The sequence below is a fragment of the Streptosporangium sp. CA-135522 genome, from assembly GCF_050949235.1.
Lineage (GTDB): Bacteria > Actinomycetota > Actinomycetes > Streptosporangiales > Streptosporangiaceae > Streptosporangium.
Genome location: NZ_CP192026.1, coordinates 4214362 through 4239892 on the forward strand (window position 1 = coordinate 4214362; position 25531 = coordinate 4239892).

Consider the following 25531-nt stretch of genomic DNA (forward strand, 5'->3'; position numbering starts at 1 on the left):
GCGCGCCCGCCGGCTGTGGCCCGGTGCCGTCCGTGTGGAGCCGGGCGTCGTCGCCAGGAGCGCTCAGTAAATTCCGAATAACAGAATGCTGGATCGTGATACGGAACTGATGTTAGTTTCGGTCCGAACGTGCCGCACAGCGAGAGGGGCGATCCCGCCGATGTATCCCGAACCCGACACCCCGGCGCTGGTCATCGACCTCGACGTGGTCCGCGCCAACGTGGCGGAGATGGCGAAGGCGGCCGCCGCCCACGGTGTCGAGGTCGGCCGGGTCGTCACCGAACTGCGCGTCGCCGTCCGCGGCGCGGTGCTGTGAAAGGGCGGTGCTGTGAAAGGAAGGAACACGATGCGAGGACTGACGGGAAAGCGGGTGCTGGTCAGCGGGGGCAGCAGCGGCATCGGCGCCGCGGCGGCCCGCAGGTTCCTCCAGGAGGGCGCGCGGGTCTTCCTGGGCGGGCTGGACCGGGCCGAGGTCGACCGGGCGGTGGCCGAGCTCGCCCCGCTCGGTGAGGTGAGCGGGCTGGCGGGGGACGTCAGTTCCGAGGCCGACGTGGCGCGACTGGTCGATGGCGCGGTCGCGGCGCTGGGCGGCGTCGACGTGCTGGTCAACAATGCCGGCACCGCCTGGCGCGAGCCGTTCCTGGAGATCACCCCCGGCCACTGGGACCGGATCGTCGCGGTGAACCTGCGCGGCATGTTCCTGGTCGCCCAGGCCGTGGCCAGACACCTGGTGGCCCAGGGCTCCGGCGGGGTGATCCTCAACATGTCGTCCACCAACGGGCTCGGCGCAGAGGCGGACTACGCCCACTACAACGCCTCCAAGGGAGGCGTGCTCCTGCTCACCAAGACCATGGCGGTCGAGCTCGGCAGGCACGGCATCCGCGTCAACGCGCTCTGCCCGGGATACATCCGCACCCCGCTGAACGCGGCGATCTCGGCCGAGCTCACCGACGACTTCGTCTCCGCCTACGAACGCGACCACATCCCGCTCGGCCGGGCCGGCCTGGCCGAGGAGGTCGCCGCCGGATACGCCTTCCTGGCCTCCGACGACGCGGCGTTCATCCACGGCACGGAGCTGGTGATCGACGGCGGCCAGCTCGCGATCATGTGACACCGCGCCGCCGTACGTCGAGGAGAACCTGTGAACACCGCCTCACCCGGGGAGCAGATGGACGCCACCGTACTGCGCGAACTGCGCGCGATCGTCGGAGCCGATCACGTACGGCACGCCGACGGGGACGTCGCCGCCTATGCCAGGGACGCCACCCCGCTCTTCTCCGCCCGCCCCGACGCCGTCGTCCACCCCGGCTCCACCGAGGAGGTCGCGGCGGTGCTCAGGCTGGCCGGCGCGCGGGCCGTCCCGGTCGTCCCACGAGGAGCCGGGTCCAACCTGTGCGCCGCCACCGTCCCCCTGGCCGGCGGCATCGTCCTGGTGCTGACCCGGCTCGATCGCATCCTGGAGATCAGCGCCGACGAACTGCTCGCGGTCTGCCAGCCCGGCGTCACCACGGCCGAGCTGGCCGGCGCCGCCGCCGCGCACGGCCTGCTGTACGCACCCGACCCCGGCAGCAGGACCGTGGCCACGATCGGCGGCACCGTCGCCACGTGCGCCGGTGGCCTGCGCGGCCTCAAATACGGCGTCACGCGCAACTACGTGCTCGGCCTGGAGGCGGTGCTGGCGACCGGCGAGGTCATCCGCACCGGCGGACGGCTGTGGAAGGACGTCGCGGGCTACGACCTCACCCGCCTGCTCACCGGCTCCGAAGGCACTCTCGGCGTGATCACCGAGGCCACCCTCGCGCTGACCCCCGCCCCGGAGACCAGCGGCACCGGGCTGGCGTACTTCGCCACCCTGGCCGACGCCGGGCGGGCCGTGGCGCGGATCATCGGCTCCGGTCTCGTCCCGGCGACTCTGGAGTTCCTGGACGCCAAGTGCATCGACGCGGTCGAGTCCTACGCCGGGCTCGGGCTCAGATCCGACGCGGGGGCTCTGCTGCTCTTCGGTGACGACGGCGACACCTCGCCGGTCGGCCGGAGCCTGGCCCGCATGGCCGAACTCTGTCTCGGCGAGGGGGCGCTCGAGGCCACCGTCGCGGGTGCGGCGGCGGAGTCGGAGGCGCTGCTCGCCGCGCGGCGGTGTGCGCTGCCCGCGCTGTCAAGGCTGGGCTCGGTCACCATCCTGGAGGACGCCAGCGTGCCCCGCCCGCGCATCGCCGAGATGGTCGGCCGCATCGACGCCATCGCCGGCCGTCACGGTGTCACGATCGCCACCTTCGGCCATGCCGGGGACGGCAACCTCCACCCGACCTGCGTGGTGGGCGCCGGCGACACCGACGCGATCGAACGCGCGCACCGCGCCTTCGGCGACGTCTTCCGCGCCGCGATGGAGCTTGGCGGCACCATCACCGGCGAGCACGGCGTCGGCGCCGCCAAGCTGCCTTACCTCACCGAACGGCTGGGCGCCGACCAGATGGCGCTGCTGCGCCGGATCAAGGCGGCCTTCGACCCCGCAGGCATCCTCAACCCCGGAAAGCTGGGCTCTTGAACGAATCCCGAGAAGCCGGGCTCTCGAACGGCTTCACCCCCGAGCTGCTCGATCGCTGCATCTCCTGCGGCTTCTGCCTCCCCGCCTGCCCCACCTACGCCCTGACCAAAGACGAGACCTCCTCCCCGCGCGGCCGTATCACGCTGATGCGCGCCCTGGAGGAGGGCACGCTGCCCGACAACGACCTGCGTCTCCAGGAGGAGTCGAGCTTCTGCCTCGGCTGCCGGGCCTGTGAGACCGTCTGCCCGGCGGGCGTGCAGTACGGCGCGCTGCTCGAAGAGTGGCGGGACCGGCAGTGGCAGGGCGCCCGCCGCCCCCTGATCGTCCGGCTGCTGATGTTCGCGATCGACTCCCGCCGGCGCGTCCGGCTGCTCGGCCTGCTCCGTCGCCACGCCCGCACCCGTCCCGCCTCCTCAGGCCCGCACTTGATGCTCGGCTGCTTCGAACGCGCCCTCTACCCGAAGGTCAGCAGGGCCGCCCGGCGGCTCCACCCCGAGCTGGCGGCCCCGGCGTCGCAGGGGTGCTGCGGAGCGCTGCACGCGCACAACGGCGACTCCGCCCGCGGCCGGCAGCTGGCCGTCGAACTGGGCGAGCGGCTGCCCGGCACGATCGTCACCACCTCCGGCGGCTGCGCCGCCCATCTCGCCGACGTGCTCGGCCGTGACCGGGTCAAGGAGATCTCGGAGTATCTGACCGGCGCGGACGTGCTCCCGGCCGGCCCAGGAGGCGGGGAGGCCGGCACCGGCACCGGCGTCGGTACGGACGCCGGCGCGGACGGCGTCCGCGCCCGCGCGCGCATCGCCCTGCAGGACTCCTGCCACCTGCGCAACGGCCTGGGCGTCTGGCGTGAGCCCCGTGCGTTGCTGGAGCGACTCGGCGAATACGTCGAACTGCCCTCGGCGGGGACCTGCTGCGGGGCGGCGGGCAGCTATGCCCTTGTCCGCCCCCGAGACAGCCGGCGGATCCTCGACGCCAAACTCGACGAGATCGAGGCGGCCGGGATCGACTACGTGGCCGTGGTCAACCCCGGCTGCTACCGCCAGCTGGAGCAGGGATTGCGCCGCAGGAAGTCGGCCGTGCGGGTGGTCCATCTGGCGGAGCTCGCGGCTGATTCGGCCCGGCCCGCGGACCGTTGAGAGCCCGGCCCGCGGACCGTCAGACCCGGCCCGCGGATCGTTAAGGCCCGGCTCGCCGCCGGACGCCCGGGACCCCCGGGCCACCGGGTCCGGCGCTCGGCTCAGGGGAGCGGGCGGTGGAGGCTCACTTGGGGGCGTGCTGCCAGTAGGGATCGCGGTAGAGCACGACGGTGGTGCCCCGCAGCAGCTCGTCCGGGGCGGAGACCAGGGTGAGCTCGCCCGCGGCCTCGAGCTGGCGCAGGACGTCGCGGACGCGGGGACCCACGGGCAGGCGGCCGACCGGCAGTCCGAGGGCGGAACGCACCGTATCGGCCACCTGGGAGAGCTGGAACGGCTCGGTGAACGGGGCGATCAGCGAGCGGACCAGGCCAATGGTGATCATGGTCTCGGCCTCGACGTAGGCCAGCTCCCAGGTGAGCTGCGCGTTACGCCGGCCGGTTCCCGCGCAGGACGTGCATTCCTGGGAGAAGCCGGGCACGATCTCCTCGGTCGCCGATCCCAGGCACGTGGTGCACTGGTTGGTCTCCGCGGCGTGCGCCTCCGCGGCGGCCCGGTCGGCCAGGTGCTTGCCGCACAGGCACAGGTAGAGCCGGAACCCGCCGCGCACCAGGACGAGATCGTCGGCGTCGTCGGGGATCTCTTCCCACAGCGCGGTGATCGTGTGCTTTTTCATGGTTTTGCGACTCTACCGATCTCCACTGGCGTTTCGCAGTCGGACCGGGACCAGCCTCACCGGGGCGCTCCACAGCCATTCCTCGGTGACGTAGGTGGCGGTCAGCAGCGTCATCAGGGCCAGAATGCGTTCCATGGAGGTGGAGGGATGCGCGCCGCAGTCACCGAAGCGGCACATCCACAGCTCGAGCATGCTGTCCTCGCTGAGCTGCTCGTGAACCGAGGGCCGGCCGACGTTGAAGCCGTCCCGCCAGATGTCGACCGAGGTGCCGGTGACGGGGAAGGCGCCCGCCAGGACTCCGCCGCCGGCGGTGACCAGCCGGGCGACGCCGTCGTGCACCGGCAGGACGCCCTCGGTCTGAAAGAGCACGACCCCGCCGCCGGGCGGGCTGGCGACCCGCAGCAGCTCGACGGGGGAGGCGTGCTCGGCCTCCCACAACGCGCCCGGCTCCACCGGCGGGCAGAGCTCGGGCGCCGCGCCCAGGCGGCGGATGACCTCGTCTTCGGCCACCCCGCCGACGAAGGCGATGCAGAACCCCTCGTTGTAGTCCTCGTAGGAGAACATCATCTCGTCGACGGTGTCCTGGAGCTCACGCAGCCGCGGACTGATACGGGGGACTCCCGGAAGGTCGGTGAACAGGTCCGCGAGCTCGGTGAAGAGCGCCTGGAGTCCGGGCGAGCGCCCGGCGATGCAGGGCCGCCACGGGTCGGCGCCCGCGGCCAGCAGAAGCTGGACGGCGTCGTCCTGGCCGTGGCGCACGGCCTCCCACAGGGGAGTGGCCCCGTACCGGTCGGCGGGATCCACCTCGGCCCCCGAGGCGAGGAGCAACTCGATGACCTTCACCGCACCTTCCTGGGCCGCCTGGTGCAGAGGTGTCGAGCGCAGCCAGAAGAGCCGCTGGCCGGGATCGAATCCGTCGGCCAGCCGTTCCCGGATCTCCGCCAGGTTCGTGTCGCTCCAGGCGCCCATGCTGCCGACCCACTCGTCGTCGCTCACAGTCATCCCAATCTTTAGCGCTGAGTGGATCAAATCACTCTAAGGTGACATTTTCGGCCTTGATCAAAGTCGCACGCGATAACCGGTCGGAGACGCGGGTCGTCTCCGGGAGGCGATAGCGGGGGGTCAGGGCGAGAACGTTGTGGCAGGCCGTGTCGAGGTCGACGCGATGGCCCACCGAGACGAAAACCGGTTTGACGCCGTGGCGGGTGCGCAGCACGCGGCCGACGACGTCGCCGTCCAGGGTCAGGTCGGTCCAGGAGCCCCGTTCGGGAGCGGGCTCGGGATAGGTGCCGACGAAGGCGGTCTTGCCGACGCCGATCGTGGGCAGGCCGGTCAGCACGCCCAGATGGCAGGCGAGGCCGAAGCGGCGCGGATGGGCCAGGCCGTACCCGTCGCAGACGACCAGGTCGGGGGCGGCGCTCAGGCGCCCGAGGGCGTCGAGGAGGGCGGGAACCTCCCGGAAGGCCAGCAGTCCGGGGACGTAGTCGAAGGCCACCCGGCCGCCGACGGTCACCTGCTCGACGACTTCCAGCGTGGCGCCGTCCAGCACGGCCACCGCCGCGGCGAGCCGTTCCCCGTCATAGGCCACGTCCACCCCGGCGACCCTGGCGGGCCGGAGAGGGCCCGGCCCGGTCAGGTCCAGCAGGGGCCGGAGCTCGTCCTGGATCGCTTCCGCCTCCAGGATGGTTCGGGGGGTTTGTACCTTCATGTATACATGATCGCTATTTTTAGAGCATGACGAAACACAGGGGGAGTCTGCAGCTTCTGCTGAGGTGGCCGGTGAAGTCGCTGCGAGGCGAGGAGCTCCAGGAAGGGCTGCTCGACGACCGGGGACTGGCGGGCGACCGCGCCTACTCACTGGTCGACGAGCGCGACAACCACGCCGGCAAGGTGCTCACCGTACGGCAACGGGCCGAAATGCTGCACTGGAGCAGCGCCTACGGCGCGGGCGGCGCGCCGGAGCTGACCGCTCCGGACGGGACCACCTGGAGGTGGGACGATCCCGGCCTGGCGGGTGCGCTGGGGAGTTCGCTCGGAACGCCGCTGAGCCTGCGCGCGGCCGACGGGCAGCAGGACCGGGGGCCGACCGTGCTCGTCACCCTGGAGGCGTCCCGGGCCGCGTTGGAGGAGGAGCTCGGCCGGTCCGTCGATCTGCGCAGGTTCCGCCCCAACCTGCACCTCGAACTCGACGCCCCCGCGTTCGCCGAGGAGAACTGGGGTCCCGGCACCACGATCACGGTAGGCGAGGTGGAGCTCGCGGTGACCGGGGACAACGCCGGGCCGTGCATCCGGTGCGCCGTGCCCAGCTGGGACCCCGACGGGCGTGAGCGCTGGCCCGCACTGCAGAAATGGCTGATCCAGGAGCACGAGAACAAGTTCGGTGTGATCGTGAGGGTGACCAGGCCGGGGATCGTCCGGCGCGGGGACCGGTCGGCCGTCACCGCACCCGGCTCGGCGACGGCGGCCGAGGGAAATTAGGGTGCGACAAGCAGACCTTCGGGAAAGGGGCCGGACATGTCGGTGCTCGTGGCGTTCAGCGTGACCCCCGTCGGAGCCGGAGAGGACGTCGGCGAGCTCGTCGCCGAGGCGGTGCGGGTGGTCCGCGCGTCGGGACTGCCGAACCGGACCGACGCCATGTTCACCACGGTCGAGGCGGAGACCTGGGACGAGGTCATGGCCGTGGTGAAGGACGCGGTCGCGGCGGTCGAGGCGCGGTGCGGGCGGGTCAGCCTTGTACTCAAGGCCGACGTCCGCGCCGGGCAGAGCGGCCGGCTGGACGCCAAGGTGGCCACGGTCGAGCGTCACCTGCGATAGCGACGCCCGCGCGGCGCCGTCTGGCCGTCTCGCCGCCGCGCGTCGCCGCGGAGCCGGGACTCCGCGGGCGCCCATGACCCGCGGCGGGAACGCCGGCGACCTGCGATCAGTTTGTACGGATGGGCCGAATCTCAAGGAGAGTGTTGCCGGATGGCGGGAAAACGATCGGTGGGACGCCTCCTCACGGGCGGACTGGCGCTGGCCGCGGTGGGATGGGCGGTGCGGGAGATCCCGGCGGAGCTGGGCGGCAGGGCCACGGGGGAGCGGCTGGCCCGTATGCTGCGGTCCCCGCAGTTTCGCGACGGCGTCTTCCACAATGCCGTGTCCGGCTCCTACACCCCACCGGTGGGCAGCCTCCCGGGACTGATCAGGGACATGGTGGTCGATCGTGACAGCCGCAGGCCCGCCGGGCCGATCCCGCTGGTGTCCTCCCCGGCCACCCCGCCGTCCGAGACCGGGCTGAGCGTCGTCTGGTACGGCCACGCCACCACGCTGGTGGAGATCGAAGGGCGGCGCGTCCTGTTCGACCCGGTGTGGAGCGAGCGCGTGTCGCCCTCGCAGCTGGTCGGCCCGCGACGGCTGCACCCGCTGCCGTCCTCGCTGACGAACCTCCCGGTCCTCGACGCGATCGTGATCTCCCACGACCACTACGACCACCTCGACAGGGCCACGGTCCGCGCGCTCACCAAGGCCCAGAACGCGCCCTTCCTGGTCCCGCTGGGCATCGGCGCCCACCTGGAGCGCTGGGGCGTGCCCGCCTCGCGGATCGTCGAGCTCGACTGGGAGGAGGAGGCGAGCGTCGCGGGTCTGCGGTTCGTCGCCACCGCCGCCCGGCACTTCTCCGGGCGCGCGTTCACCCGCAACAACACCCTCTGGGGCTCATGGGTGGTCGCGGGGCGCAGCAAGCGGGTCTTCTACGCGGGCGACTCCGGCTACTTCGACGGATACGCAGGTATCGGCGCCGCGCACGGTCCGTTCGACCTCACGCTGATGCCGATCGGCGCCTACAGCCCCGCCTGGCCCGACATCCACATGGGCCCAGAAGAGGCGATCGACGCCCACCTCGACCTGGGCGGCAGGGTGCTCCTGCCGGTGCACTGGGCCACCTTCACCCTGGCCGTCCACCCGTGGGCCGAACCCGCCGACCGGCTGTGGCACGAGGCCAAGGCCCGTGACGTCCGGCTCGCGATCCCGCGTCCCGGTGACCGGATCGACGCCGGGGACGTCCCGTTGGTGGACCCCTGGTGGGAGTTGCTCGGCGCCTGAACGAACCACCGGGCGGCCCGAGGGAGGTCAGCCCGGCGGGATCGGGGCCGCGAGCCGGGTGCGGACGACGAGGTCGTGCAGGACGGCGGTCGAGGTAGCGGCGTCGGGGAGCCGTGAGAGCCCCCTCGCCTCCTCCAGCTCCGCGGTCAGGCGCGCGACGTCGTGCGCCAGCCGTACCGGCTCGGGGGCTCCGGCGGGCAGCAGGCCGTGCTCGGCGGAGCGCTTGGCGGCCATCAGGTCGGCAAGGTACGCCGGAGCGCCGACGGTGAGGCCGGTGAGCAGGGGAAGGTCGGCGACCAGGACGCCCACGCGCATCAGGTGGATGCCGGTCAGTAACACGCGGAAGGTGTAGAGCAGAGGTTTGAGCTCGCCGGAGCGCTCGAACAACCGCCACTGAGTACGGGCGAAACCCAGGTAGTGGTGGGCGTGGTGGCGGGTGAGGCATCCCGGCGCGGCGGCGATCATCTCCTGGTGGACCGCGGAGGTGGCGATCACCAAGGGGACAGCAGCTGCTCCAGCACGTAGCCGTTGCGGCGCAGCAGCAGGCGGCAGAACTTGGCCAGGTCGTGGGTGACCAGGTCCACCTCGACACCATGCCGCATCCAGGAACGGCTGACGGTCTCCTCGCCGGTGCGCAGACCGACCACCTCCTCCACCGGCAGGACGTGCACGCCGCGCAGGTCGACGTCGGAGTCCGCCGAGGGGAAGCCGTACAGGTGCGCGCCGCTGACCGTCACGAAGGCAGGTGGATGGGGCTGCTCGGCGGGAATGTCGGCCAGCCAGGCCGGCAGGGCGATGGTCAAAGCGCCGCCTTTCTCGTGGACATCAGGTAATCCTCGACGCGCCGCCGATCCGGCTCGGCGGGCAGCGCGCCCGTGTCGTCGAAGGCGGCCGTCAGCTCCGCCCGCCACCGCTGGACCTCCGCCCAGGAGACCTCGCCCCGCCGTACGGCGAGCAACCGGTCGCGGTGGCCGTCCATCCGGACCAGCGGTTCACCGTGGCGGGCCAGATGCAGGCCGCTGAGCAGCAGCCGGATCATGTGCATGGCCTGCTTCCAGCGGGGGCGCTCCGGATCCAGGCGGCGGAACTGGGCGTCGGCGTATCCGGTGAAGGTCCGGTGGGCGCGTCCGGACAGGAAGGCTCGCCGGATCGAGAGCAGCTCCTCTCCCGCGGGGGCGGCCTGTTCGACGATCGGCGACCACAGGCACTCCAGGACCGTCGGATTGGCTTCCAGCGCGAGACCGCAGAACCGTTCGACCTCCCAGGAGAACTGCTCGGGCAACGGCCCCTCGACATGCGTGGGCGGCTTGGTCAGCCGCCAGAACAGCGGTGTCGGCGCCACGAAGACGCCGCGTCGGTCCACGTCGGAGTCCTCGGTCTCCAGCCCGTAGGCGCGGGAGCCGACCACGACCGACAGCACCAGGTGATCGGGGACGAACCGTGCTTCCATCCGCCAAGCCTGCCAGCCCGGCGCCGCGCCCGACACGGGTTTTCCGGCGCGGTGCTTCGAGCGCCCGCATCGCCTCGGGACCACCGGACCGGTGCGTGCCGTACGGAATGTTCCCGAGTGCCGAATCAGGTGAGATCGGGCTTACCCCGCCCAATATGATGTTTCACTGTTTACCGATCTATGGGCCGGGCTTGACTCCATTATGGGCGGAGTGGCCGGTGTGATCCGTCTGGGGGGGACAGTGCCGGCCTTCGTCATGCGTGGTAAAAGGGCGTCGAACCCATGAGTCACCCGGCCGACAAAGCGAAGATCATTCTCTATGACTACGAACGGTTCAGCCGGCTCGCCGGGCCCCTGACCGAACCGGAGCCCGGCCGGCCGTACCGCGTCCAGTACCGGTCCATGCTGGCCGGCGAGCCCCACCGGGTGCGGGCGGTGCTGCTGATGGCCGCCGCGCTCGTCGTGGAGTTCACGATGATGACGTGGCTGCTGCTGCCCGGTCACTGGACGGTCCGCGTCGACCCCTACGGCATGCTTCCGTGGTACATCCCGGCCGCCGACAAGGCCATGCTCGTGGCGATCGCGCTGATCGAGATATTCCGCCTGGTCAGTGTGGTCTCCAACGTGCACGCCATGCTGGCGGCCAGAGATCCGATCCCGGTCACGTCCCGGCCCGGCAGCCGGGTGGCCTTCATCACCACCTGCGTGCCCGGCAAGGAACCGCTGGAGATGGTCCGGGAGACCCTGTCGGCTGCCCTGCAGATCCGCCATGACGGCGTGCTCGACGTGTGGCTGCTGGACGAGGGCGACGACCCCGAGATCCGCGAGCTGTGCGACTGGCTGGGCGTGCGGCACTTCAGCCGCAAGGGGGTGCCCCAGTGGAACCAGCCCAAGGGCGCCTTCCGCGCGAAGACCAAACACGGCAACTACAACAGCTGGCTGGCAGCCCATGGCGACTCCTACGAGTTCTTCGTCTCGGTCGACACCGACCACGTCCCGCTGCCGGAGTTCTGTGAGCGCATGCTCGGCTACTTCCGCGACCCCCGGGTGGCCTTCGTGGTCGGTCCCCAGGTCTACGGCAACTACACCGCCGGGGTCACCAAGGCCGCCGAGAGCCAGCAGTTCCTCTTCCACTCCCTCATCCAGCGCGCCGGCAACCTGTACGGGGCGCCCATGTTCGTCGGCACCAACAACGCCGTACGGATCCGGGCGCTCAAGCAGATCGGCGGCCTGTACGACTCGATCACCGAGGACATGGCCACCGGCATCGAGTTCCACCGCTCCCGCGACCCGGAGACCGGGGAGCGCTGGATGTCGGTCTACACCCCGGACGTGCTCGCGGTCGGCGAGGGACCGTCGTCGTGGACCGACTTCTTCACCCAGCAACTGCGCTGGAGCAGGGGCACCTACGAGACGCTGCTCACCCAGTTCTGGCGGGCGGCGTTCCAGCTGTCGCCCGGACGGTTGTTCAACTACAGCCTGATGGTGACGTTCTATCCGATGTCCGCGCTCAACTGGCTGCTCGCCGGGCTGAGCGCGACCCTGTTCATGGCCGTGGGCGGCTCCGGCGTGACCGTGCCCATGGACGTGTGGCTGATGCTCTACGGCGACGCGGCGCTGTTGCAGGTCATGCTCTACACCTGGAACCGGCGGCACAACGTCAGCCCGCACGAGCCGGAGGGCTCCTCCGGGGTGGCGGGGATGGTCATGTCGGCGCTGTCGGCGCCCGTCTACGTGGCCTCGCTGATCGGGGCGGTGCTGCGGCGGCCGAGCAGGTTCGTGGTCACCCCCAAGGGGGATTCGGCCAGTCCCGACCAGCTCGCCACCTTCCGCATCCACCTGTGGTGGGCCGTGGTCTTCGGTGGTGGGCTGCTGCTCACCATGTTCTGGACCGGGCACGTGCACCTGGTCATGACCCTGTGGGTGATCGCCGCCCTTGTGATCTGCCTGGGCCCCCTGGCGACCTGGGTGTGGACCAGCCGAGGTGATCGTTGAGCCGTCTACGCAAGAACCTGATCGCCGCCGCGGTGGTCCTCGCGATCGTCGGGGTCAACATGCCGGCCGTCGCCGGGTTCGCCACAAGGAAATGGCATGCCTACCGGATCAACCAGGACGACTACAAGGCGCGCTACGGACACTGGAGCTTCCTGAACGTCCCCGACCAGTTCAAGGTCAACGCCATTCACGCGGCGCTGCTGCGCACCGGCAAGGTCCTCATCGTGGCCGGCTCCGGCAACAACGCCGCCAACTTCGCCAAGGGCACCTTCAAGACCGTGCTGTGGGACCCGACCAAACCCGGTCAGGCCGGCGAGTTCAAGATGATCGACACACCCGTCGACTTCTTCTGCGCCGGCCATGTGCTGCTGCCCAACGGCAACCTCCTCATCGCCGGCGGCACACTCCGCTTCGAGGTGCTGAGGAGCAAGGTCAAGCGGGCCGGCGGAGCCCTGGTGGTGAAGAACGAGAGCCCGCACGTCAACCGTGACCTGCACCCCGGCACGCTGATCGCGGCCCCGAACGGAAGGCTTTACCGCACCACCGCCCCCATCACGGTGCTCCCCGCCAAGAAGTTCGAGACCGGCGTTCCGGGCAAGGTGCGGATCAAGCCCAGCGAGACCAAGGTCTTCGCCGAGGCCGTGGTCGAGGGCACGCCCGGCGTCTTCACCTCACCCGGCGGCTACGTCAAGTACGAGATCCAGGGGCTGGTCGGCAGGGAGAAGCGGAACCTGTACGCCATGGGCGGCAGCATGACGCTCGAAAAGCAGAACTACCAGGGCATCAAGGACGCCTACGAATTCGATCCGATCGCCGAGCGCTACATCAGGGTCGAAGACATGGCGGAGGGCCGCTGGTATCCGACGCTGACCGCCCTGCCCGACGGCAAGGTGATGGCGGTCTCCGGCCTGGACAGCGTCGGGGAGATCAGCAGGGACAACGAGTTCTACGACCCGCAGACCAGGAGCTGGATCCCCGGGCCCAAACGGTTCTTCCCCAGTTACCCGGCGCTGTTCCTGCTGGACGACGACACCCTGTTCTTCTCCGGGATGAACGCCGGGTACGGCTCGGGCCGGCTCACGCTGCGTCCCCCCGGCATCTGGGACTACCGCCACGACACCGACCGCCTGGTGAAGTTCCCCGGCGGGGTCGGAGGCGTGGCGCCGGACGAGACCGAGGCGTTCACCCCGGTCCCCGGACTGCCCGAGCCCGAGCTCAACGAGACGGGCGCCTCGGTGCTGCTGCCTCCCGCCCAGGACCAGCGGATCATGGTGATGGGCGGCGGGCCGGTCGGGGAGCGCCAGCCGGGCCTGCCGAACTCCACCGCCCGGACCGCCATCATCGACCTCAAGCAGCCCGCGCCCCGCTACGTCCGCGGCCCGAACCTGTCCGACCCGGTGCGTTACCCGTCGGCGGTGCTGCTCCCCGACGACACCGTGCTCTCCTTCAACGGGTCCAGCGACTACCGCGGCCGGGGCAGGAGCGACGTCCTGCGGGCCGAGGTCTACCGCCCGCAGAGCAACAGCTTCCACGAGGCCGCGGCGCCCGCGGTGGGCCGCAACTACCACTCCGAGGGCCTGCTGCTGCCGGACGGCCGGGTGCTCAGCATGGGCTCCGACCCTCTCTTCTCCGACGAGGAGAACACGGTGCCCGGCACGTTCGAGCAGCGGATCGAGATCTACACCCCGACCTACCTGCACAACGGTGAGAAACGACCGATGATCACCGATGGACGGCGGATGCTGCGCCTGGGCTCCCGGGCGGGCTTCAAGACCGCCGACGGCGAGCGGATCAAGGAGATGCGGCTGATGCGCCCGAGCGCGGTCACCCACGTCACCGACGTGGAGCAGCGCTCCATCAAGGTCGGCTTCACCCGGGTGCCCACCGGCGTCGTCGTGACGGTCCCGTCCAACCCGGCCCTGATACCGCCCGGCTGGTACATGCTGTTCGGGATCACGGCCAAGGGGACGCCCTCACCGGCCCGCTGGGTCCACATCGAAGGAGACCGATGAACAGGTACGGCCGTGCGATCGCCGCGCTGGTGCTCTCCTTCGCGGTGGCGGCCTGCGGGGAGGACTCCCCGCCGGGCACGGCCGGTCCGGCGCACTTCTACGTGGACCCCGAGGGCACCGCCGTCGCGGAGATGCGCAGGCTGCAGGCAGAAGGGAACACCGGGGACGCGGCCCTGGTCCGCAGGATCGCCGAGCGGCCGAACGCGATCTGGATCGGTGACGAGGACCCGCACGCCAGGGTCGCCGACATCACCGCGAAGGCGCAGGAGGCCGGGCAGATGCCCGTCCTGGTGGCCTACCACATCCCCGACCGCGACTGTGGCCGGTTCTCGGCCGGCGGCGCCGCGAGCGCCGAGGAGTACCGTTCCTGGATCGGTCGCTTCGCCGAGGCGATCGGCGACCGGCCCGCCTGGGTCGTCGTCGAGCCGGACGCGCTGGCCCACATCCTGGACAGCTGCACCCAGGGCGGCAGGGCGGCCGAGCGCCTGGGCCTGCTGCGCGGGGCGGTGGAGACGCTGAAGAAGCAGCCCGGCGTCAGGGTCTACCTGGACGCCGGGAACGCCGGTTGGATCAGGAACGCCGGCGACTGGGTCGAGCCGATGCGCCAGGCCGGGGTGACCGAGGCGGACGGTTTCGCCTTCAACGTCAGCAACTTCTTCACCGTCGAGGAAAGCGTCGCCGCCGCCGGGCGGCTCTCGGACGCGCTCGGCGGTGTGCACTACGTGATCGACACCTCGCGCAACGGCAACGGCCCCTTGCGCGAGAGCCAGGGCGACGACTCCTGGTGCAATCCCAAGGGGCGGGCGCTGGGCCCGGAGCCGACGACCCGGACCGGCCACGAGCGGGTGGACGCCTTCCTGTGGATCAAGCGGCCCGGGGAGTCCGACGGCGACTGCCATCGGGGAGAGCCCAGGCCGGGCGAATGGTTCTCCTCCTACGCGCTGGAGCTCGCCCGCGGGGCGGGATAGCCGCCGGATTCGTTATCTCCCAGATCTTGCAGGTGGAGATCGCTTCGAAGGACATTGACCGGAGCAGTCAGATTCTCATCGACCCTCTCGGAGTCCCCCTCGATGACCAGATGGAAGACAGTCCTCATCGCCCTGGCGGTGGCCCTACCCTCCGGCGCACTGCCCGCCGCGGCCGCGCGATCCGCGTCCGCTCCGATCGAGAACAACGAGACCCAGCCCGTCTACTCGCGCGCCGACGCGCTGAGCGAGACCGTGTTCGTCGAGGTCGCCGGGGTCGACAGTGACCTCGACGGCCATCCGGACCGGGTCGCCGTCGACATCATGCGGCCGAAGGAGACCGCGTCCGGGCTGAAGGTTCCCGTCATCATGGAGGCCAGCCCCTACTACGCCGGCGGCAACGACGTGCCCAACCACGTCGTCGACCTCGACGGATCCGACCCGGCGGGCATGGAGTACCGGCGCAACAAGTTCGACGACCTGCGCGACGAGATGTTCGGCCTCGACGACGACTCGGCCGCGTCGCGCGCGGTGGCCCCGCCCTTCCGCGGCTACTACGACAACTACTTCGTCCCGCGCGGCTACGCGGTCGCCCTGGTGGAGAACCTGGGCTCCGGCCGCGCGACCGGCTGCCCCACGACCGGCCTGGACAACGAGACCGCCGGGCCCAAGGCCGCCATCGACTGGCTCAACGGCCGGGCCCGCGGGTTCGACGCGTCCGGCAACGAGGTCCGGGCCGACTGGTCCACCGGGAACGTCGGCATGACCGGCGTCTCCTACAACGGCACGCTTCCCAACGCGGTCGCCGCGACCGGGGTCAAGGGGCTCAAGACGATCGTGCCGATCGCGGCCATCTCCTCCTGGTACGACTACTACCGGGCCAACGGCGCCGTCCTCGCCCCCGGCGGTTACCAGGGCGAGGACGCCGACGTGCTCGCTCGATACGTCCTCACCCGAGAGAACGCCGAGCAGGCCTGCGGCGCGCTGATGGACAGGATCGAGCACGACCAGGACCGGGTCACCGGCGACTACTCCGCTTTCTGGGACAGCCGCAACTATCTCAACGACGTGCGCAAGGTCCGCGCCAGCGTGTTCCTGGTCCACGGCCTCAACGACTGGAACGTCAAGACCAAGCAGGCCGTGCAGTGGTGGGACGCGCTCGCCCGGCAGGGCGTGCCGCGCAAGATCTGGCTGCACCAGGGCGCCCACTTCAACCCCTTCTCCTACGCCCGGCGCAACGCCGAGTGGCTGCGCCAGCTGCACCACTGGTTCGACTTCTACCTGTACGGCCTGCGTAACGGGATCATGGACGAGCCGCAGGCGGACGTGGAGTCGGGGCCGGGTCAGTGGGCCCAGCACGCCTCGTGGCCACTGCCCGGCACCCGGGACGTGCGGCTGAGCCTGGCGGCCGGGGCGGACGGCCGTAACGGCACGCTGAGCCGGGAGCGCTCCGGCGGCCACTCCGTGGAGTCCTTCACCGACCAGAGCACGCGCACCGCCGAGCAGCTCGCCGAGAACGTCACGGCCACCGACCCCAACCGGCTGGCCTACCTGTCGCCCACGTTGACCAAGGACGCCCGGCTCTCCGGCACCCCGAGCGCCTCGATCAAGGCGGCGTTCGCCGGCGGGCGCTCGCCGTACCTGACGGCCCTGCTGGTCGACTACGGCACCGACACCCGTGCCTACGGTGAGGTCGTCTACGGCACCACCCCGGTCTGTTACGGCGAGGGCGTGCCGGGCGACACCGGCTGCGCGCGCCTGGCCGAGCACGTCACGGCGACCGCCCCCTACAAGATCATCACCAGGGGTTGGCTCGACGTCCGCAACCGCCACTCCGCCTCCCGCACCGACCTGCTGCGCGAGGGCCGCTTCTACGACTTCGACTTCGACCTCCAGCCCACCGACTACGTCGTCAAGGCCGGTCACCGCATCGGGGTCGTGCTCATCTCCACCGACCACGACTTCACGCTCCGCCTGCCCGCCGGGACCGGCGTCTCGGTCGAGCCCGGCGACAGCTCGGTCGAGCTTCCCCTCGTCGGCGGCCGGTCGGCTCTCGGCTGACCGGGACCGGGGGCGTCGCGGCCGGCCGCGACGCCCCCGTCGTCCGGCACTGACCCCGCACTGACCCGGCACTGACCCCGCACTGATCCCGCGCTGACCCGGCACTGACCCGGCACTGATCCCGCGCTGACCCCGCACTGACCCGGCACCGGCCCTGCCCCCGAGCCCCGGCCGGCCCGGCGTCGGGTCGGCCGGGAGACGGGGCCGGGAGACGGGGAGATCCCTGAGGGCGACCCTGGCTTGTCCCTGACTTCGGTCCGCACCCCTGCCGCCGGGCCGCGCCGACCTCTACCGTTGGACACATGCAACGGATTCTTCTGATCGTGGCGGCCGCGCTGCTCGCCTTCCTCCTGCTCGGCTCGGTTCTGGGCTTCCTGTTCGGCCTGCTCAAGTGGGCGCTCATCATCGGTCTGGTCGCCGCGGTGGCCATGTTCGCGGTCAAGCTGCTGCGCTCCTCCGGCGCCCGCGACTGAACGCCGGCCCCGCGAACCGCGGGGCCGGCCACGGGCCCGCTCCCGTGCGCGGGTCCGTTATCGTGCGACCTGTGTCGAATCAGCGAACCGGTCCCGGCGGGGAGTCTCCCGACAGCCGCCTGGCCTCCGTCCTGCGCTTCTCCAGCGAGCTGGTCGCCTGGGTGGCCACCCCCTGGGCCCTGTGGTCCGTGTCGGTTCCCGCCGCCCTCCTGTCCGTCGTGCTGCTGATCGGCCTGCCGACCGTGTTCACCACCCCCGGTGACAAGGCCCACGGAATGATCGCCGTGCCCGGCGTCGTGACGATCGCGTTGGTGCTCATGCAGCTGGCCGCGGCGGTGGCCTCCTCCTGGGCGGCCTGGTTCACCCCGGTCGCGATCGTGGTGAGCGTGCTCGCCGCGGCGTGCGTGGTCGCCGAGATCCCGCGCTGGCGCTGGCTCGTCACGCGCCGCTCATCGGCTTCGCCCGGGCGCCCGGCGGGAGAACCGCGGGTCTGAGGCGCTCCGCCGCTCACTCGGCGGGCAGCGGCGCCTCCCGGGGCGCGGGCAGCCCTTACCAGCGGCGGCGCTCGGCTCCGAGCCCGAGGGCCCTGGCCACCTCGCCGATGTTGTGGAATTCCCCGTCCGGCAGGTCGCGCAGGCTCTCGGCGACGGGGTCGGGGGCCATCTTCTCCTCGGCGTGCGCCAGGAGGTCGTCGCGGTCCGACGGCCAGTGGGCGTCGCTCAGCCACTTGGCGAGGGCGCTGCGACGCTCGACGGCCTCCGGGGTGATTCCCTCCGGGGTGCCGGGCTTGTGCCCCGGTGGACGGTTTCTGGGCGTCAGCTCCTCCTCGGGATCCACCACCCCCTCCGGATCCGCCCATTCCTCTGCGCGGGTGGGGCCGCTGCCGCGGACGACACCCTCGGTCTCGTGCTTTTGCTCGTCATCGATGCGCGGGCCGTGCTTGGCGCTGCCGCGTTCGGCGTTCATGGCCTGACCTCCCGAAACAGGGTCGTGAGGTGTCCCGTACCCAGTACCGGCGTCACCGATGTTCCCTGCCTGCGCTCTTGGCTCTCTTTTCATCGAGTTCTCGTGTAAAGCCCTGGAAAAGGGGCACGGGGCCGGTACCGGGCCTCTCGTTCGCTCCCCGTGGAGCAGGGCGGATACTGACAACAGGGGCAGGACGCCGATCTCCGCGGCCTCTCGTCCGCGTCCCGCGCGTGGCCGGCGCGTCGGCGCCGTAAGAGGCCGGCTCGTCCTCGCAGGTGCCGCCGCGCCGCCGGCCCGGTCCCTGTCCGACGGCTCCCAAGCCCGACCGGCCGTCGTCCGAGGGCGACGGCCGCCGAGGAGGTACCGATGGCGATCGCGACGATCAACCCCACCACGGGCGAGACTCTGAAGACCTTCGAACCGCTGGGCGAGCACGAGGTGGACGAGCGGATCGCGCTCGCCGCCGCGGAGTTCGCCACCTACCGGAGCACCGAATTCAAGCAGCGGGCGGCCTGGATGCACGCCGCCGCCACGCTGTTGGAGTCCGAGCAGGAGCAGGTGGCCCAGCTGATGACCACCGAGATGGGCAAGACGCTGGTCTCGGCCCGTAGCGAGGTGGCCAAGTGCGTGAAGGGTATGCGTTACTACGCCGAGCGCGCCGAGGAGTTCCTGGCCGACGAGCCCGCGGACGCGCCCGCCGTGGGCGCGCGGCGGGCCTACGCGCGCTATCAGCCGCTGGGGCCGGTGCTGGCGGTGATGCCGTGGAACTTCCCTCTGTGGCAGGCGATCCGGTTCGCGGCGCCGGCGCTGATGGCCGGCAACGTGGGGCTGCTGAAGCATGCCTCGAACGTCCCGCAGACCGCGCTCTACCTGGGTGAGCTGTTCACCAGGGCGGGTTTTCCCCGTGGCTGCTTCCAGACCCTGCTGATCGGATCCGGGCAGGTCGAGGCGGTGTTGCGGGACCGCAGGGTGGTGGCGGCCACGTTGACCGGCTCCGAGCCGGCCGGCCGGTCGGTGGCGTCGATCGCGGGGAGCGAGGTCAAGAGGACCGTCCTCGAACTGGGCGGTTCCGACCCCTACGTGGTGATGCCGTCCGCCGACCTCGACGCCGCAGCCGCCACCGCGGTCACCGCGCGGGTGCAGAACAACGGGCAGTCCTGCATCGCGGCCAAACGGTTCATCGTGCACGCCGACGTCTACGACGACTTCGCCGGCCGTTTCCTGGCGCGGATGGAGGCGCTGCGGGTGGGCGACCCGATGGACGAGTCGACCGATGTGGGTCCCCTCGCCACCCAGCAGGGACGCGACGACGTCGAGAGGCTCGTGGCCGACGCGGCCGGGCGCGGTGCGCGGGTGCTGTGCGGGGGGTGGAGCCCGGATCGGCCCGGCTGGTTCTACCAGCCGACCGTGATCGCCGACATCACCCCGGAGATGAGGCTGTTCGGTGAGGAGGTGTTCGGCCCGGTGGCCTCGCTGTACCGGGTCGCCGACATCGACGAGGCCCTCGCCCTGGCCAACGTCACCACTTTCGGTCTCGGCGCCAACGCCTGGACCGCCGACGTGGTCGAGCAGAAGCGTTTCGTCACCGAACTGGAGGCCGGACTGGTCTTCGTCAACGGCATGGTCACCTCCTACCCCGAACTGCCCTTCGGCGGGGTCAAGAACTCCGGGTACGGCCGGGAGCTGTCCGCGCACGGCATCCGCGAGTTCTGCAACCTCAAGACCGTCTGGATCGGCTGAGCCGCCGTGCGCGCCGCGCCCCGGGACGGGGGCACGGCGCACACGGGAGAGACGATACGGACCGGCCCGCCAGGGGGAGTACCCCAGGGGGTCGAGCGGGCCGGTCCGAGATCATGGGGTGGCGCGGCGCAGCGCGACCGTGTCCTGCAGGACCTTGACCGGATCGTGGCCGTCGATCAACAGGCGGCGCATCAGCACCGCGACCTCGCCCATGGCCTCCGGGCCCAGACCGCGGCGGATCACCTCCTGGGTGCCGATCCGCAGACCTCGCATGGGCTCGCCGGGAGCCTGGTCGGGCAGGCCGATGCCGCTGAGGTAGACGCCACCCTCGGCCAGCAGCCGGGCCGCCTCGTCTCCGCCGCCGAACGCGGCGGCGTCCACCGCCACATGGTGGGAGGCGGTCCAGCCCCGGTCGGCGGCCGCCACGGCGAAGCCCTCGCCCGCCAGCGCCGCGGCCAGCGCCCGGGCGCCGGCCATGCAGCGGTCGGCGTAGGCGGCGCCGCCTTCGGCGTGCTCGGCGGCGGTGACGGCCAGCGGGGCCAGCCGGGAGGCGTCGTAGTTGGCGGTCAGGCCGGGGTAGGCGGCCGTGGACACCCGGTGTGCGAGATCCTCCTCGCGGGTCACGATGGCCGCGCCGGGTGGGCCGCCGAAGGACTTGTAGGTCGACATGGTCACCAGGTGGGCGCCCTCGTCCAGAGGTCGCTGGAACCGGCCGCCCGCGATCAGCCCGGCCACGTGCGAGGCGTCGTAGACCAGGACGGCGCCCACCTCGTCACAGGCCGCCCGCACCCGCGCGACGTCGTGCGGGAAGAGCATCAGGCTCGCGCCCACCACCACCAGCGCCGGCCGGTGCTCGCGCAGGAACGGCGGCAGGGCGTCGTAGTCGATGTCGAACCGGCCGGCGTCGTAGGGCAGATCGACCACCCGCAGGCCCCGGACCCCGGCCGCACCCTGGGAATGGTGGCTGGCGTGACCGCCGGCGGCCTCCGGCAGCACCGCGATCGTGTCGCCCGGCCGGGCGAAGGCGGTGTAGCAGGCGAGGTTGGCCAGCGTCGCGCTCTGCAGCCTGACCTCGGCGAACCGGCCGCCCATCAGCGTCGCGACCTGAATCGGGGCCAGCACCTCCAGCACGTCGAGCTCGTCCAAACCGGTCTGGAACTTCTCCCCGGGCCAGCCCATGGACGGGCGGCTGCCCAAGGTGACCTCGTGGGCGGCGCGGGCCCGCTCGCTCATCGTGTTGGTACCGGCGTAAAGGACGATGCCGTCATCCTCGAGGCGGCCCCGGTGTTCGGCCAGCACCGCGTCGATCAGGCGGGTGACCTCGTCGAGGCCCAGCCCGCCCAGCTCCGACTCCAGCTCCACCAGACGCCGCTGCGCCCGGGGCGGCGCCCACGGGGCGACTCGGCTGCGCTCTTCCACGACGGTTCCTTCCGGACGGGGATTGATGTGACGCTACGGCTCACGCCGGAAATCCGTCATCGTTCCGCCAGCGGAGATCCTTCCTACATCTGTAGGATTTGCGAGGTGATCGCACGTGATGTCCAGGATCTTCTCGACTCCCTGGCCATGATCGTCGGCCGGGGCATGGCCGTGGACGACCCCGAGGGCCGGGTCGTCGCGCACAGCGTCCACCACGGTGAGGTCGATCAGGTCAGGGCCCAGGCCATCCTGTCCAGATCCGTCCCGGCCGAGGTCGGAGCCTGGCAGGAGGCGCACGGGGTGGCCACGACCCGCGAACCGGTCAGGGTCCCGGCCAACCCGGCGCTGGGCATGGCGGCCCGGCTCTGCGTGCCGTTGCTCCATCGGGGCCGGCGCGTCGGCTCCCTGTGGGTCATCGAGGGTCACGGCCCGCTGACCTCCGAGGAGCAGGAGCGGACCGTACGGGACGCCGCCGCCATCGCCGCCCTGCTCGACGACGGCGGGGGCTCGCACACCCTGCGCCGGTTGCTCAGGGGGGAGATCACCGCCCCCCGGGCCGCCGGCGTCCTGGGGGAGGGGCCGCTGCGCGTCCTGGCCGTGCGCGGTGATCGGGGAGGCCTGGGCGAGGCGGTCGGCGACGAGCTCGCCCGGATGCGCCGCCCTCCGGCCTTCGCGATCCTCGACCGGCACGCCGTACTGCTGCTCGACAGCGATGAGGACGCGTCGGCGCTGGCGGAGTCGCTGGCCGCCAGAGCCCACGGACGCGTGGGGATCAGCGCGCTCCACCCCGGGCTCGAATCGATCCGGGAGGCCCACGGGCAGGCGGTCGCCGCGGCCAGGGCGGCCGCCGCCGAACCGGGGCTCGGGCCGGTCGCCCGCTGGCCGGACCTGGGCGTCTACCGGCTGCTCGCCGAGCCGGCGGCCGGTCCGCTCGGCCCGTTGCGCGAGCATCCTGCGCTGGTCGTCACCCTGGAGGCCTACCTGGACCGCGGGGGAGACGCGCAGGAGACGGCCCGCATGCTCCACCTGCACCGCACCAGCCTCTACTACCGCCTGACCAGGATCGAGGAGCTGACAGGGCGCAACCTGAAGGATGGATCCCACAGGTTAGAAATGCATCTCGCGTTGAAGCTCGCCCGCTGGAATGCGGTGTAAAAGCGGAGAATACGGGGCACAGCTCTGCGGTGCTGCAGTTGATCAGTGGGATCGCCACGGCTCTGGTCGCTTTCGCGCTCATCTGGCTGGCGATGCTCGCCGTCTCCGTGGTCGTCATCCTCACGCTGGCCGCTTTGGCCCTGTCGACCCTCCGGGAGCAGGATGGAGCCAGGACTCCCAGGAGGTAGACGGTGCGGCAGCTCAGTGCGGTGGACACGCAGTTCCTGAACTTCGAGACCTCGACGAACGTCGCCAACATCGCCGGGCTGGCGATCCTGGCCGGCGAGCTGACCCGCGGTGACCTGCTCTCCCTCCTGGCCAGGCGGCTCCACCTCGCCGCGCCGTTACGGCGGCGGCTCGCCTTCGTGCCCTTCGGTCTGGACCATCCGTACTGGACGGAGGAGGGCAGGATCGATCTCGACTACCACGTGCGGGAGATCGCGCTACCCGCTCCGGGGAGTGACAGGCAGCTCGGCGCGCAGGTGGCGCGACTGCACGCCCGCCGCCTGGACCGTGGCCGCCCGCTCTGGGAGATGTATCTGATCCACGGCCTCGCGGGCGACCGGACGGCCCTCTACATGAAGGTCCATCACGCCGCGATCGACGGCGTCACCGGCGCCGACGTCCTGGCCGCCCTGCTGGACACCTCTCCCGAACCCGCCGAGATCGCGATGGCGCCCGACGGCGAGCCCGAGGAGCGGATCGACACGCAGGAGATGATCGTCCGGGGCGTGGCCAACGTCGTCCTCAACCCGGCGAACACGGTGAGGTTCCTGGTCAACGCGGTTCCGCATCTGGACGAGATCCCGGTACTCTCCCAACTGCCCGGTGCCGGGCTGGTCTCCCGGGTCACCCGGGACCTGGCCCAGCGCCTGTCCGGTGGCGCCTCGGTGCCCGCCCTGCCCAAGATGGCCGTTCCCCGCACGCCCTTCAGCGGGCGGATCACCGGTCACCGCCGCTTCGCCTTCACGGAGCTGCCGCTTCAGGACGTCAAACAGGTCAAGAACGCCTTCGGCGTGACGGTGAACGACGTGGTGATGGCCGTGTGCGCGGGAGCGCTGCGGCAGTGGCTGCTCAAGCACGACGCGCTGCCGGACCTGCCGCTCGTCGCGGGGGTGCCGTTCTCGCTACGCGCTCCCGGCGACCAGGACACCGGCAACCAGGTCACCCTGATGATCGCCACGCTGGCCACGCAGGTCGCCGACCCGGTGGAGCGGTTGCGGGCGGTGCGGGACGCGATGGCCCTGATCAAGGACCGTTCGTCGCTCGCCCCGGCGCGCTGGATCCAGGAGGTCAGCGACATGATGCCGTCGGCGCTGACCGGCCTGGCCGCCCGGGCGGCCTTCAACCTGCTCGCCGAGACCGCGGGCCCGATCAACGTGGTGATCTCCAACGTCCCCGGCCCACAGCTGCCGCTCTACGTGAACGGCGTCCGGTTGCTCGCCTATCACCCCGTTTCAGTGATCAGCGATGCCAGCGGCGGCCTCAACATCACCGTCTTCTCCTACGACGGCTCACTTGACGTGGGCGTGATCGCCTGCCGGGAGATGGTCCCCGACGTGTGGATCGTCACCGACTACCTCCGGGACGCCCTCTCCGAACTCAAGCTCCTCGCTGAGCAGCAGTGACTTTCCCGGGGCGTCCTTGACGAAGCGAAGCTTCTTCTCCAGGCAGACGATCGAGCCTCGCTCATGCCGGTTGACGAAGCGGATGTCGTCGGCCAAGGTCTTCATGATGAGCAGGCCACGGCCGTGCTCGGAGGTGGGCGAGGGCGACGAGGGCGTCCCGGAAAAGTCGAAACCGTTCCCGGCGTCCACCACCTTGATCACACAGATGTCGTGATGGAGTTCGGTGCTCACCATGTAGTCGTCGCTGGGAGTGGCGTGCTGGATCACGTTGGAGCACGCTTCCGAGAGCATGAGCTGGATGTCCTCCCGGATGGGCGGCTCCACCCCCAGGGCGCAGAGCGACGCGTCCAGCAACTGCCTGATGACGGGAACACTGGCGGCGTCACGCGGTAGACGTAACGAGATCGTGGCCTCCACGGCTCCTCCTTCTACAGACGACCTCTACAGCCTTGCCCCACCCGTCCCGTCCTAATCGAATGACGGCGGGTGCGTCTGGACGTCGCGACCTGCGGGACGCCCGTCCGCTGACACCCGTCGGCCGGTGCCGCCGGCGGTGAGGGCTCCCGGGCGCCGACCCTCTATCCTCCGGATACGGCAGGCGGCTCGCTGGGGTGTGGTGGATGGACGACGGTGGTGGGGGCCGACGGGAGCGCAGGAAGCGCGCGACCCGGGCGGCGCTGAGCGAGGCGGCGTTGCGGCTGTGCGCCGAGCGGGGCGTGGCCAACGTCACCGCCGAGCAGATCGCCGAGGAGACCGGGGTCGCGCTGCGAACCTTCTTCAACTACTTCTCCTGCAAGGAAGAGGCCGTGGTGGCGGGCGACGCGGTCATCGCCGAGGCCATCGTCGCCGCCTTCAGGAAGCGCCCCGGACCCGAGCCGGTGCTGGTGGCGCTGCGCGCCGCCGTGCTGGAGGTGGTGGATGAGGAGGAACTGCGGCTGCGCGCCGAGCAGTTGCGGGTCCTGCGTGGTGACCCGGCGCTGCTGCCGTACCAGCTCAAGGCGTTCGCCGCGCACGAGCGCGCGCTGGCCGCCGCGGTGTCGGAGCGTGCCGGGGTGGGGGACGGCGACCTCTACCCCGGGCTGGTGGCGTCGTGCGTGCTGAGCGCGCTGAGGGTGGCGATCCAGCGCTGGTTGAGTGAATCGGGCCCCCTCGGCGCGCTCGTCGACGCGGTGGTCGCCCAGCTCGACGCCGGGCTGGGCGCACCGCTGGACCGTCCCGAAGCCTGAGGCGGCG

Annotated in this window: 27 protein-coding genes; 18 read left to right on the plus strand and 9 right to left on the minus strand. The window is 71.1% G+C overall.

Features of this window, described 5'->3' with window-relative positions:
* The first annotated feature begins 160 nt into the window (after positions 1-160).
* The 4 genes from ACQPYK_RS19495 to ACQPYK_RS19510 are packed head-to-tail and all read left to right on the plus strand — an operon-like array spanning position 161 to position 3681.
* Positions 161-316 (plus strand): hypothetical protein, encoded by a 156-nt coding sequence (locus tag ACQPYK_RS19495; protein WP_433257114.1) that lies wholly within the window; start codon positions 161-163, stop codon positions 314-316.
* A 30-nt stretch (positions 317-346) separates the two neighbouring features.
* Positions 347-1111, plus strand: a complete 765-nt coding sequence (locus ACQPYK_RS19500; protein ID WP_433257116.1) for an SDR family NAD(P)-dependent oxidoreductase — start codon at positions 347-349, stop codon at positions 1109-1111.
* Between the two features lie 30 nt (positions 1112-1141).
* Positions 1142-2545, plus strand: a complete 1404-nt coding sequence (locus ACQPYK_RS19505; protein ID WP_433257118.1) for an FAD-binding oxidoreductase — start codon at positions 1142-1144, stop codon at positions 2543-2545.
* Positions 2542-3681 carry a (Fe-S)-binding protein gene (locus tag ACQPYK_RS19510; RefSeq protein WP_433257120.1) on the plus strand — a complete coding sequence of 380 codons (1140 nt, stop codon included), beginning with the start codon at positions 2542-2544 and terminating at the stop codon, positions 3679-3681. Before ACQPYK_RS19505 ends, ACQPYK_RS19510 begins: the two co-directional genes overlap by 4 nt.
* A gap of 124 nt (positions 3682-3805) precedes the next feature.
* Here ACQPYK_RS19510 and ACQPYK_RS19515 read toward each other — a convergent pair whose 3' ends face one another.
* Genes ACQPYK_RS19515 through ACQPYK_RS19525 form a run of 3 tightly spaced genes read right to left on the minus strand, consistent with a single transcriptional unit; the run spans position 3806 to position 6062 of the window.
* A complete protein-coding gene (locus ACQPYK_RS19515) occupies positions 3806-4354 on the minus strand; it encodes a hypothetical protein (RefSeq protein WP_433257122.1) in 549 nt (182 codons plus the stop codon).
* A 12-nt stretch (positions 4355-4366) separates the two neighbouring features.
* Positions 4367-5356, minus strand: a complete 990-nt coding sequence (locus tag ACQPYK_RS19520) for an ankyrin repeat domain-containing protein (protein ID WP_433257124.1) — start codon at positions 5354-5356, stop codon at positions 4367-4369.
* Positions 5357-5384: 28 nt separating this feature from the next.
* Positions 5385-6062, minus strand: a complete 678-nt coding sequence (locus ACQPYK_RS19525) for an endonuclease V (RefSeq protein WP_433257126.1) — start codon at positions 6060-6062, stop codon at positions 5385-5387.
* Between the two features lie 26 nt (positions 6063-6088).
* Between ACQPYK_RS19525 and ACQPYK_RS19530 the strand changes: the two genes are divergently transcribed.
* From ACQPYK_RS19530 to ACQPYK_RS19540, 3 genes are all read left to right on the plus strand, one after another.
* Entirely contained in the window at positions 6089-6832 is a 744-nt protein-coding gene (locus ACQPYK_RS19530) for an MOSC domain-containing protein (RefSeq protein WP_433257128.1), read from the plus strand.
* Positions 6833-6868: 36 nt separating this feature from the next.
* Positions 6869-7168: a thiamine-binding protein gene (locus ACQPYK_RS19535; protein ID WP_433257130.1), complete on the plus strand. Its 300-nt coding sequence runs from the start codon at positions 6869-6871 to the stop codon at positions 7166-7168.
* A 150-nt stretch (positions 7169-7318) separates the two neighbouring features.
* A complete protein-coding gene (locus ACQPYK_RS19540; RefSeq protein ID WP_433257132.1) occupies positions 7319-8434 on the plus strand; it encodes an MBL fold metallo-hydrolase in 1116 nt (371 codons plus the stop codon).
* Positions 8435-8461: 27 nt separating this feature from the next.
* Here the strand turns inward: ACQPYK_RS19540 and ACQPYK_RS19545 are convergent, their stop codons facing one another.
* Genes ACQPYK_RS19545 through ACQPYK_RS19555 form a run of 3 tightly spaced genes read right to left on the minus strand, consistent with a single transcriptional unit; the run spans position 8462 to position 9884 of the window.
* Entirely contained in the window at positions 8462-8929 is a 468-nt protein-coding gene (locus tag ACQPYK_RS19545) for a DNA polymerase beta superfamily protein (protein ID WP_433257134.1), read from the minus strand.
* Positions 8926-9237 (minus strand): nucleotidyltransferase domain-containing protein, encoded by a 312-nt coding sequence (locus ACQPYK_RS19550; RefSeq protein WP_433257136.1) that lies wholly within the window; start codon positions 9235-9237, stop codon positions 8926-8928. The genes ACQPYK_RS19545 and ACQPYK_RS19550 overlap by 4 nt, the downstream gene beginning before the upstream one ends.
* Positions 9234-9884: a nucleotidyltransferase domain-containing protein gene (locus ACQPYK_RS19555; protein ID WP_433257138.1), complete on the minus strand. Its 651-nt coding sequence runs from the start codon at positions 9882-9884 to the stop codon at positions 9234-9236. Before ACQPYK_RS19555 ends, ACQPYK_RS19550 begins: the two co-directional genes overlap by 4 nt.
* A gap of 282 nt (positions 9885-10166) precedes the next feature.
* Here ACQPYK_RS19555 and ACQPYK_RS19560 point away from each other — a divergent pair, with 282 nt between their 5' ends.
* The 6 genes from ACQPYK_RS19560 to ACQPYK_RS19585 all read left to right on the plus strand — a co-directional run bounded on the left by ACQPYK_RS19560 (position 10167) and on the right by ACQPYK_RS19585 (position 17884).
* Positions 10167-11879: a glycosyltransferase family 2 protein gene (locus tag ACQPYK_RS19560; RefSeq protein WP_433257140.1), complete on the plus strand. Its 1713-nt coding sequence runs from the start codon at positions 10167-10169 to the stop codon at positions 11877-11879.
* Positions 11876-13891, plus strand: a complete 2016-nt coding sequence (locus tag ACQPYK_RS19565) for a galactose oxidase-like domain-containing protein (RefSeq protein WP_433257141.1) — start codon at positions 11876-11878, stop codon at positions 13889-13891. The genes ACQPYK_RS19560 and ACQPYK_RS19565 overlap by 4 nt, the downstream gene beginning before the upstream one ends.
* Positions 13888-14859, plus strand: a complete 972-nt coding sequence (locus ACQPYK_RS19570) for a glycoside hydrolase family 6 protein (protein WP_433257143.1) — start codon at positions 13888-13890, stop codon at positions 14857-14859. The genes ACQPYK_RS19565 and ACQPYK_RS19570 overlap by 4 nt, the downstream gene beginning before the upstream one ends.
* 102 nt (positions 14860-14961) lie before the next feature.
* Positions 14962-16917, plus strand: a complete 1956-nt coding sequence (locus ACQPYK_RS19575; protein WP_433257145.1) for a Xaa-Pro dipeptidyl-peptidase — start codon at positions 14962-14964, stop codon at positions 16915-16917.
* Between the two features lie 302 nt (positions 16918-17219).
* A complete protein-coding gene (locus tag ACQPYK_RS19580; RefSeq protein WP_433257147.1) occupies positions 17220-17390 on the plus strand; it encodes a hypothetical protein in 171 nt (56 codons plus the stop codon).
* A 71-nt stretch (positions 17391-17461) separates the two neighbouring features.
* Positions 17462-17884 carry a hypothetical protein gene (locus ACQPYK_RS19585; protein ID WP_433257149.1) on the plus strand — a complete coding sequence of 141 codons (423 nt, stop codon included), beginning with the start codon at positions 17462-17464 and terminating at the stop codon, positions 17882-17884.
* Positions 17885-17939: 55 nt separating this feature from the next.
* Here the strand turns inward: ACQPYK_RS19585 and ACQPYK_RS19590 are convergent, their stop codons facing one another.
* Positions 17940-18356, minus strand: coding sequence for a DUF2795 domain-containing protein (locus ACQPYK_RS19590; protein ID WP_433257151.1), 417 nt, complete (start codon positions 18354-18356; stop codon positions 17940-17942).
* Positions 18357-18722: 366 nt separating this feature from the next.
* Between ACQPYK_RS19590 and ACQPYK_RS19595 the strand changes: the two genes are divergently transcribed.
* Positions 18723-20096 carry an NADP-dependent succinic semialdehyde dehydrogenase gene (locus tag ACQPYK_RS19595; protein ID WP_433257153.1) on the plus strand — a complete coding sequence of 458 codons (1374 nt, stop codon included), beginning with the start codon at positions 18723-18725 and terminating at the stop codon, positions 20094-20096.
* A 111-nt stretch (positions 20097-20207) separates the two neighbouring features.
* Here the strand turns inward: ACQPYK_RS19595 and glyA are convergent, their stop codons facing one another.
* Positions 20208-21515: a serine hydroxymethyltransferase gene (glyA, locus tag ACQPYK_RS19600; protein WP_433257155.1), complete on the minus strand. Its 1308-nt coding sequence runs from the start codon at positions 21513-21515 to the stop codon at positions 20208-20210.
* A 105-nt stretch (positions 21516-21620) separates the two neighbouring features.
* Between glyA and ACQPYK_RS19605 the strand changes: the two genes are divergently transcribed.
* Genes ACQPYK_RS19605 through ACQPYK_RS19615 form a run of 3 tightly spaced genes read left to right on the plus strand, consistent with a single transcriptional unit; the run spans position 21621 to position 24298 of the window.
* Positions 21621-22670 (plus strand): PucR family transcriptional regulator, encoded by a 1050-nt coding sequence (locus tag ACQPYK_RS19605; protein WP_433257157.1) that lies wholly within the window; start codon positions 21621-21623, stop codon positions 22668-22670.
* Positions 22671-22699: 29 nt separating this feature from the next.
* On the plus strand, positions 22700-22858 hold the full coding sequence (locus ACQPYK_RS19610; RefSeq protein ID WP_433257158.1) for a hypothetical protein: 159 nt from the start codon (positions 22700-22702) through the stop codon (positions 22856-22858).
* A 3-nt stretch (positions 22859-22861) separates the two neighbouring features.
* Positions 22862-24298, plus strand: coding sequence for a WS/DGAT/MGAT family O-acyltransferase (locus tag ACQPYK_RS19615; RefSeq protein ID WP_433257160.1), 1437 nt, complete (start codon positions 22862-22864; stop codon positions 24296-24298).
* Here ACQPYK_RS19615 and ACQPYK_RS19620 read toward each other — a convergent pair.
* Positions 24185-24715, minus strand: a complete 531-nt coding sequence (locus ACQPYK_RS19620) for an ATP-binding protein (RefSeq protein WP_433257162.1) — start codon at positions 24713-24715, stop codon at positions 24185-24187. The genes ACQPYK_RS19615 and ACQPYK_RS19620 overlap by 114 nt on opposite strands.
* Positions 24716-24918: 203 nt before the next feature.
* On the opposite strand from ACQPYK_RS19620, the gene ACQPYK_RS19625 reads away from it, so the two are divergent.
* Positions 24919-25524 carry a TetR family transcriptional regulator gene (locus ACQPYK_RS19625; protein ID WP_433257163.1) on the plus strand — a complete coding sequence of 202 codons (606 nt, stop codon included), beginning with the start codon at positions 24919-24921 and terminating at the stop codon, positions 25522-25524.
* Positions 25525-25531 lie beyond the last annotated feature (7 nt).

What these genes read in the sequence shown, in the direction of transcription:
- ACQPYK_RS19525 (WP_433257126.1), bottom strand. Translation starts at nt 6,062, where the DNA reads ATGAAGGTACAAACCCCCCGAACCATCCTGGAGGCGGAAGCGATCCAG.
- ACQPYK_RS19555 (WP_433257138.1), bottom strand. Translation starts at nt 9,884, where the DNA reads ATGGAAGCACGGTTCGTCCCCGATCACCTGGTGCTGTCGGTCGTGGTC.
- ACQPYK_RS19560 (WP_433257140.1), top strand. Translation starts at nt 10,167, where the DNA reads ATGAGTCACCCGGCCGACAAAGCGAAGATCATTCTCTATGACTACGAA.
- ACQPYK_RS19515 (WP_433257122.1), bottom strand. Translation starts at nt 4,354, where the DNA reads ATGAAAAAGCACACGATCACCGCGCTGTGGGAAGAGATCCCCGACGAC.
- ACQPYK_RS19590 (WP_433257151.1), bottom strand. Translation starts at nt 18,356, where the DNA reads ATGAACGCCGAACGCGGCAGCGCCAAGCACGGCCCGCGCATCGATGAC.
- ACQPYK_RS19520 (WP_433257124.1), bottom strand. Translation starts at nt 5,356, where the DNA reads ATGACTGTGAGCGACGACGAGTGGGTCGGCAGCATGGGCGCCTGGAGC.
- ACQPYK_RS19595 (WP_433257153.1), top strand. Translation starts at nt 18,723, where the DNA reads ATGGCGATCGCGACGATCAACCCCACCACGGGCGAGACTCTGAAGACC.
- ACQPYK_RS19580 (WP_433257147.1), top strand. Translation starts at nt 17,220, where the DNA reads ATGCAACGGATTCTTCTGATCGTGGCGGCCGCGCTGCTCGCCTTCCTC.
- ACQPYK_RS19570 (WP_433257143.1), top strand. Translation starts at nt 13,888, where the DNA reads ATGAACAGGTACGGCCGTGCGATCGCCGCGCTGGTGCTCTCCTTCGCG.
- ACQPYK_RS19530 (WP_433257128.1), top strand. Translation starts at nt 6,089, where the DNA reads ATGACGAAACACAGGGGGAGTCTGCAGCTTCTGCTGAGGTGGCCGGTG.
- ACQPYK_RS19495 (WP_433257114.1), top strand. Translation starts at nt 161, where the DNA reads ATGTATCCCGAACCCGACACCCCGGCGCTGGTCATCGACCTCGACGTG.
- ACQPYK_RS19535 (WP_433257130.1), top strand. Translation starts at nt 6,869, where the DNA reads ATGTCGGTGCTCGTGGCGTTCAGCGTGACCCCCGTCGGAGCCGGAGAG.
- ACQPYK_RS19575 (WP_433257145.1), top strand. Translation starts at nt 14,962, where the DNA reads ATGACCAGATGGAAGACAGTCCTCATCGCCCTGGCGGTGGCCCTACCC.
- ACQPYK_RS19625 (WP_433257163.1), top strand. Translation starts at nt 24,919, where the DNA reads ATGGACGACGGTGGTGGGGGCCGACGGGAGCGCAGGAAGCGCGCGACC.
- ACQPYK_RS19500 (WP_433257116.1), top strand. Translation starts at nt 347, where the DNA reads ATGCGAGGACTGACGGGAAAGCGGGTGCTGGTCAGCGGGGGCAGCAGC.
- ACQPYK_RS19540 (WP_433257132.1), top strand. Translation starts at nt 7,319, where the DNA reads ATGGCGGGAAAACGATCGGTGGGACGCCTCCTCACGGGCGGACTGGCG.